A 275-nucleotide genomic window follows, 5' to 3' on the forward strand; every position below is an offset into this window, starting at 1 on the left:
CTGCTGGGCGACAGCTGCACCGTGACCATCGCGCACAGCCGCACCAAGGATCTGCCCGACGTGGTCCGCCGCGCCGATATCGTTGTGGCCGCCGTTGGCCGCCCCGAAATGGTGCCGGGCGACTGGATCAAGGAAGGCGCCACCGTCATCGACGTGGGCATTAACCGCATTGAACGCGACGGCAAGAACAAACTGGTGGGCGACGTCGATTATGCCAGCGCCGCAGCACGCGCCGGCGCCATCACCCCGGTCCCCGGCGGCGTAGGCCCCATGAC

General features: G+C 68.0%; 1 pseudogene. It reads left to right on the forward strand.

Annotation, left to right across the window (positions count from 1 at the left end):
• Positions 1 to 275, forward strand: a pseudogene (locus tag QMP16_RS23545) (bifunctional methylenetetrahydrofolate dehydrogenase/methenyltetrahydrofolate cyclohydrolase); the annotation flags it as partial.

It is taken from the genome of Ruegeria atlantica (genome assembly GCF_947495585.1).
Classification (GTDB): Bacteria; Pseudomonadota; Alphaproteobacteria; order Rhodobacterales; family Rhodobacteraceae; genus Ruegeria; species Ruegeria atlantica_G.